The sequence below is a fragment of the Microbacterium sp. genome, from assembly GCF_003248605.1.
Classification (GTDB): domain Bacteria; phylum Actinomycetota; class Actinomycetes; order Actinomycetales; family Microbacteriaceae; genus Microbacterium.
Genome location: NZ_QFPF01000019.1, coordinates 24,602 through 31,147, shown reverse-complemented (window position 1 = coordinate 31,147; position 6,546 = coordinate 24,602). Strand labels below are relative to the sequence as shown.

At 71.0% G+C, this 6,546-nt stretch carries 5 protein-coding genes; 4 read left to right on the top strand and 1 reads right to left on the bottom strand.

Annotation, left to right across the window (positions count from 1 at the left end):
* Positions 1-443: radical SAM protein (locus DI573_RS04765; protein ID WP_292811202.1), on the bottom strand; the 443-nt coding region annotated here is incomplete at its 3' end.
* Positions 444-677: 234 nt separating this feature from the next.
* Between DI573_RS04765 and DI573_RS04760 the strand changes: the two genes are divergently transcribed.
* The 4 genes from DI573_RS04760 to cydC all read left to right on the top strand — a co-directional run bounded on the left by DI573_RS04760 (position 678) and on the right by cydC (position 6,542).
* Positions 678-2,105, top strand: a complete 1,428-nt coding sequence (locus DI573_RS04760; protein ID WP_292811197.1) for a cytochrome ubiquinol oxidase subunit I — start codon at positions 678-680, stop codon at positions 2,103-2,105.
* A gap of 9 nt (positions 2,106-2,114) precedes the next feature.
* Entirely contained in the window at positions 2,115-3,128 is a 1,014-nt protein-coding gene (cydB, locus tag DI573_RS04755; protein ID WP_292811196.1) for a cytochrome d ubiquinol oxidase subunit II, read from the top strand.
* A gap of 28 nt (positions 3,129-3,156) precedes the next feature.
* Positions 3,157-4,839: a thiol reductant ABC exporter subunit CydD gene (gene cydD / locus DI573_RS04750; protein ID WP_292811194.1), complete on the top strand. Its 1,683-nt coding sequence runs from the start codon at positions 3,157-3,159 to the stop codon at positions 4,837-4,839.
* A 68-nt stretch (positions 4,840-4,907) separates the two neighbouring features.
* Positions 4,908-6,542: a thiol reductant ABC exporter subunit CydC gene (gene cydC / locus DI573_RS04745; protein ID WP_292811199.1), complete on the top strand. Its 1,635-nt coding sequence runs from the start codon at positions 4,908-4,910 to the stop codon at positions 6,540-6,542.
* Positions 6,543-6,546 lie beyond the last annotated feature (4 nt).

Genomic DNA, 6,546 nt, shown 5'->3' with positions numbered 1-6,546 from the left:
AGGTCGCGGAAGCGATCGCGTCGAAGCGTGTCGACGCTGATGTTCAGCCGCGACAGGCCCGCGTCGATCAGCTGCGGCAGCACCTCGGGCAGACGGATGCCGTTGGTCGTCATCGCGATCTGCACGGGTCCGTCCGGGCCCGAGACGGCGGCCAGGCGACGCACCACCTCGACGATGTCGGTGCGCAGGAGCGGCTCGCCACCCGTGAGCCGGAAGGTGGTGATCCCGGATGCTGCGGCCACTCTCGCGACGCGCTCGATCTCGTCGAGACCCAGGATGCTCGTGCGTGCGAGCCACTCGTTGCCCTGTTCGGGCATGCAGTAGGTGCAGCGCAGGGAGCATCGATCGGTCAGCGAGATGCGCAGGTCGCGGTGGACCCGGCCGTGCGTGTCGATGAGGGGTGAGCCGGGGGCCTGAGCGTCCACAGCCGCGGGCCCCGGCATCCGTACGCCGATCGTGACCGGCACGGCGCTCACGGCGTCGCCCCGCTCTCGAGCGCGCGTGTGCCGGACATGCGTCCGAGCCTATCCCCGCGCGGGCTTATTCACGGCCGGATCAGGCTCGCCGAACGCCGGGAATGCGGGAATCTCGTTGTCGAGATACCGCCCTCCCGTGTGGTCTGACCACATGCTACGGTGAGTCGCGAACCGCCCCCTGAGCGAAATCGGAGTCCGCCCGTGGATCTGCTCGACCCGCTGCTTCTCGCCCGCTGGCAGTTCGGTCTGACGACCCTGTACCACTACCTCTTCGTCCCGCTCACCCTGGGACTCGCGCTCGTCGTCGCGATCTTCCAGACCGTCTGGCACCGCACGGGCGATGTGAAGTGGCTGCACCTGACGCGGCTGTTCGGCAAGATCTTCCTGATCAACTTCGCGATGGGCGTCGTCACCGGGATCGTGCAGGAGTTCCAGTTCGGCATGAACTGGTCGGCCTACTCGCGCTTCGTCGGCGACGTCTTCGGGGCGCCGTTGGCGTTCGAGGGCCTCATGGCATTCTTCTTCGAGGCCACCTTCATCGGTCTCTGGATCTTCGGATGGGACCGACTGCCCCGCATCCTGCACCTGCTGTCGATGTGGATGGTCGTGCTCGGCTCCACCCTGTCGGCCTACTTCATCCTCGCCGCCAACGCCTTCATGCAGAACCCCGTCGGCTATCAGATGGCCGCCGACGGGGGCCGCGCGGAGCTGATCGACTTCGGAGCGGTGCTGACCAACCCCGTCGTGCTCGCCGCGTTCCCGCACACGATCTTCGCCGCGTGGATGTTCGCGGCCGCCGTCGTCATCGCCGTCTCGGCGTGGCATCTCTCCCGCGGCCAGCATCTCGAGACGATGCGCTCCTCGCTGCGGTTCGGCCTGTGGTTCATGATCGTCTCGTTCGCCGGCGTCGCCCTCTCGGGAGACCAACTGAGCCTCGTCATGGTGGCGACGCAGCCGATGAAGATGGCCGCCGCCGAGGCGATGTGGAACACCGCCTGCGGTGCGGACGCGTCGTTCTCGATCTTCTCCCTCGGCACCCCCGACGGGTCGGAGGAGATCTGGTCGCTGCGCGTGCCCTACCTGCTCAGCTTCCTCTCCACGCATACGTTCGACGGCTGTGTCGAGGGCCTCAACGACCTGCAGGCGCTGTACGAGCAGCAGTTCGGCGAGGGCGTCAGCTACATGCCCATCATCTGGGTCACGTACTGGTCGTTCCGCTGGATGATCGGCCTCGGCGGTGCCGCCGCCCTCGTCGCGGTCGCGGGCCTCTGGGTCACTCGCAAGAAGGCGACCAAGCCGGTCGCGGGCTGGATGTGGAAGATCGCGATCTGGTCGGCCCCGCTCCCCCTGCTCGGCAGCCTCGTCGGCTGGGTCTTCACCGAGATGGGTCGCCAGCCCTGGATCGTGTTCAGCCTCATGCTCACCGAGGACGGCGTCTCCCCCAACGTGCCGGGGTGGACCGTGCTGATCTCGCTCGTCGCGTTCACGCTCATCTACGCCGCGCTCGCGGTGGTCGAGTTCGGACTCATCCTCAAGGCCGCGCAGAAGGGCCCGGATCCGCTGCCCGATCCGAACGCGCCGAAAGACGATTCCGACGACGCCCACCGCCTCACCTCGACGGTCTACTAGGAGCCGATCATGGATCTCGCCTATCTCTGGTTCTGGATCATCGGATTCCTCTTCATCGGGTACTTCGTGCTCGACGGGTTCGATTTCGGCGTCGGGATGTCGCTGCCCTTCCTCGGCAAGGACGACATCGGCCGCCGGCAGATCATCAACACGATCGGTCCCGTGTGGGACCTCAACGAGACGTGGCTGATCGTGGCGGGGGCCTCGCTGTTCGCCGCGTTCCCGGAGTGGTACGCGACGCTCTTCAGCGGCTTCTACCTGCCGCTGCTGCTCATCCTGCTGGCGCTCATCGCCCGCGGGGTGTCGTTCGAGTACCGGCATCAGCGCGACAGCCTGCGCTGGAAGAAGGGCTTCGACACGATGATCGTCGTCGGGTCCGCCGTACCGGCGCTGCTGTGGGGAGTCGCCTTCGCGAACATCGTGCAGGGGGTGCCGATCGATCAGGACTTCGAATTCACCGGCACGCTGCTGACGCTGCTGAACCCCTACGCGCTGCTGGGCGGCCTCACCACGCTCCTGCTGTTCTTCACGTACGGCGTGAGCTTCGTGGCGCTCAAGACCGACGGAGCGGTGCACGACGACGCCCGCAAGCTCGCCGCCCGCGCCGGGTTCGTGACGATCGTCGTCGCGGCGCTGTTCCTGCTCTGGACGGTGCTCGCCCACCCCGCGCTGCCCGTCATGCTGCTCGCGATCGCCGCGGCCGTCTTCCTCATCCTCTCGGTCGGCGCGAACCTGCGCGACCGCGAGGGCTGGGCCTTCGGCTTCGGCGCCGCGACCGTCGTAGCGGCGGTGGGGACGCTGTGGTTCGCGCTCTACCCCTCCGTCATGCCCTCCTCCACCGACCCGGCCTTCAGCCTGACCATCGAGAACGCGTCCAGCACCGACTACACGCTGACGATCATGTCGTGGGCGGCCCTGATCTTCCTGCCCCTCGTGCTGGCCTACCAGGGGTGGACGTACTGGGTGTTCCGCCGCCGTGTCTCGCGCTCGCGCATCGAGAAGGCCGCCGCGGAGGCCCACTGATGCGGGCCGGCGATAGCCTCGACATGCTGTGACCGACCAATCCGATGCCCCCGGCGCGCGCACGCCGCGCACGCCCCCCGTCGACCCCCGGCTGCTGCGGTACGCGCGCGCCTCCCGCGGCTTCTTCGTCGCGCTGGCCGTGATCTCGCTCGCGCAGACGGTCGTGATCATCGCCTTCGCGTGGCTGCTCACGCGCGCGATCACCGGCGCGATCGATGGGATGCCGTGGCCCGAGCTCTCGGGGACCCTTCTGGCGCTCGGCGGCGTGGTGCTCGTGCGCGCGCTGATGATCTGGGTGCGCGATCAGGCCGCGGCGCGCGCCGCCGCCCGTGTGCAGGCACAGCTGCGCGACGGGCTGATGAGCGCCGTCGGGCGCCTCGGGCCGGGCTGGCTCGAGCGACAGAACTCCGCCGCCCTCGCGGTGACGGCCGGTCGGGGGCTCGAAGCGCTCGACGCGTACTTCGGCCGGTACCTGCCGCAGCTCGTGCAGACCGCGATCGCGACCCCCGGCATCCTGATCGTGATGTGGTGGGCGGACTGGATCAGCGGCCTCACCGTGCTGCTGACGCTGCCGCTGATCCCGATCTTCATGATCCTCATCGGCCTCGCCACCCGTGCCGTGCAGAAGCGGCAGTGGCAGACCCTGCAGCGCCTCGCGGCGCGCTTCGCCGATACGGTGCAGGGTCTGTCGACGCTCACCGTCTTCGGGCGCCAGCACCGCGCGGCGGCCTCGATCGACGAGGTGACGGGGCGGTACCGCGTCGAGACGATGAAGGTGCTGCGCGTGTCGTTCCTGTCGGGGTTCGCACTCGAGTTCCTCGCGAGCATCGCCGTGGCGATCGTGGCGGTCTCGATCGGGTTCCGTCTGCTCGATGGCGCGATGGTGCTCGGCGTCGGGCTGTTCGTGCTGCTGCTGGCGCCCGAGGCGTATCTGCCGCTGCGCCAAGTGGGTGTGCAGTTCCACGCGGCCGCCGAGGGTGTCGCCGCGACGGCGGATGTGTTCGCCGTGCTCGACGCCGCGCAGGCGCTGAGCGCCGCGCCGCGGGCCGCACAGACGACGCGCGATGCCGGGGGCCCGGCACGACTGGAGCTGCGCGGCCTGCGGGTGCTCCGCGGGGATCGGATGCTGCCGGCCGTGGATCTTGTGGCGCGGGCGGGCGAGGTCGTGCTGATCGAAGGACCGAGTGGTTCGGGCAAGTCGAGCATCTTCGCCGCTCTGCGCGGCGCCGCGGCGTTCGAGGGCGACGCATCGTGGGCGGGCAGCCCGGTCTCCTCCCTCTGCCCCGCGAGCTGGCTGGCGTGGGCGGGTCAGCAGCCCGGGCTGATCGCGGGCACCGTCGCCGCCAACATCGCGCTCGGTTCGCCGAATCCCGATGCGGGGCGCGTCCATCGTGCTCTCGATCTCGCCGCCGCGGAGGGTATCGACCCCGCTCTGGAGCTCGGCGTGCAGGGTGGCGGACTCTCGGGTGGTCAGGCCCAGCGCGTCGCGGTGGCCCGCGCCCTGTACCGCCATCTCTCGGGAGCCGCGCCCGTGATCGCGCTGGATGAGCCGAGCTCGGCCCTGGATGCCGAGACGGAGCGCGCCCTGTGGGTGCGCGTGCGCGAGATCGCCGATGCCGGCGCCCTTGTGCTGCTCGTGTCGCACCGCGCGTCGGCGCGTGGCATCGCCGACCGGATCGTGTCGCTGCGCGGCGCGGAGGTGATCGCGTGAGTGCCCGCTCCACCGTGTCGACCCGTGGCCGCCTCACGCCGCGCACCCGCGACGTGCTGCGCGGCGCGATGCCGCCGCTGCGGCGCTTCTGGCCGGGTGCGGCATCCGGATTCCTCTCCGAGGCATCCGCCGTCGCACTGCTCGCGGTCAGCGCGTGGCTGATCGTGCGCGCGAGCGAGCAGCCGATCCTGCTCGCGATCTCGGTCGCGGTCGTGGGGGTGCGGCTGTTTGCACTGACGCGCGCGGTGTTCCGCTACACCGACCGCCTGGCCGGGCACGACGCGGCGCTGCGCCAGCTCGCGACGACCCGCTCCGACCTCCTCCGGCGGCTCATCCCGCTCGCGCCCGACGGCCTCGGCCGCGCACGCCGGGGCTCATTTCTCGGGGCCCTCGTCGACGATGTCGACGAGCTGCAGAATCTTCCGCTGCGCGTCGTGCAGCCGCTGACGGCGTCGGCGCTCGTCGCTCTCGGCGCCGTGGTCTTCGTCGCGACGGTGTCGTGGACGGCGGCGCTCACGCTGCTCGCGTGCCTCGTCGCCGCCGGCGTGGCTGCGACCCTGTGGGGCTGGGCGGTGGGTGCGCGTGCCGAGCGTGCCCTGGCCCCACTGCGGGCACGCCTCGCCGACCAGGTGCTCGATCACCTGGGCAGCCTCGACGTGCTTGCGGCATACGGAGCCGAGGCCGAGAGCCGCAAGCGTATCCGCGAGACCGACGCGCTGCTGCGTCGTGCGATCGTGCGGCGCGCGGGCGCGCAGGCGGGCACCGCGGCGGTCGTGTCGCTGCTGGCGGGCGCGGCGTCGATCCTCGCCGTGGTCACCGCGGGGGCACCGGGCGCGCTGCCGGGGCCCTCGCTCGCGGTGGTCGTGCTCGTGCCGCTCGCGGTGTTCGACGTGTTCGCCTCGGTGCCGCTCGCGGCGTCGGCCTGGCGGCAGGTGCGGGCGAGCGCGCAGCGCATCGCCGTGTCGCTGCCCGAGGCCGCACCGCCCGAGATCGTGGCCGCGGGGCCCGCCCCCACGGGTGTCGCACCCGCGCTCGGTGCCGGGCCCGCCGCGGGGTTGCGACTGCGTGGGGTCTCCGCCCGCTGGCCGGCGGCCGCGAGGGCCGCGCTGCGCGATGTCGATCTGCACGTGCGCCCCGGCGAGCGCGTGCTCGTCGTCGGGTCCAGCGGTGCAGGAAAGTCGACCCTCGCGCACGTCCTCGTGCGCTTCCTCGAGCACACGGGCTCTTACGAGATCGGCGGGGTGCCGGTGCGGCAGCTCGCCGCCGACGATGTGCGCCTGACCGTCGGACTGTGCGAGCAGCATCCGATGCTCTTCGACGAAGACATCCGGCAGAACCTGCTCTTCGCGCGCGACACCGCGAGCGACGCCGACCTCGTCGCCGTGCTCGAGCGCGTGGGTCTCGGGCCCTGGCTCGCCGAACGCGGCGGACTCGATGCCCGCGTCGGCGAGCGCGGCGCTCTCGTCTCGGGCGGGCAGGCGCAGCGCATCGCCCTCGCAAGGGCGCTGCTGCGCGGCTTTCCCGTGCTCGTCCTCGACGAGCCCACCGCCGGCGTCGACGTCGAGGCCTCGGATCGCCTGCTCGCCGACCTGCTGGGCGCGGTCGGACCCGAGCAGGCGGTCGTGCTGATCTCGCACGTGGGGGTTCCGGGCGGCGCGGTCGATCGTGTCGTGCGGCTGGCGGATGGTCGTGTGCTCGACTGACCCC

Excerpts from the sequence above, each read along its gene's own strand:
- cydB (WP_292811196.1), top strand. The coding sequence starts at position 2,115 with ATGGATCTCGCCTATCTCTGGTTCTGGATCATCGGATTCCTCTTCATC.
- cydC (WP_292811199.1), top strand. The coding sequence starts at position 4,908 with ATGCCGCCGCTGCGGCGCTTCTGGCCGGGTGCGGCATCCGGATTCCTC.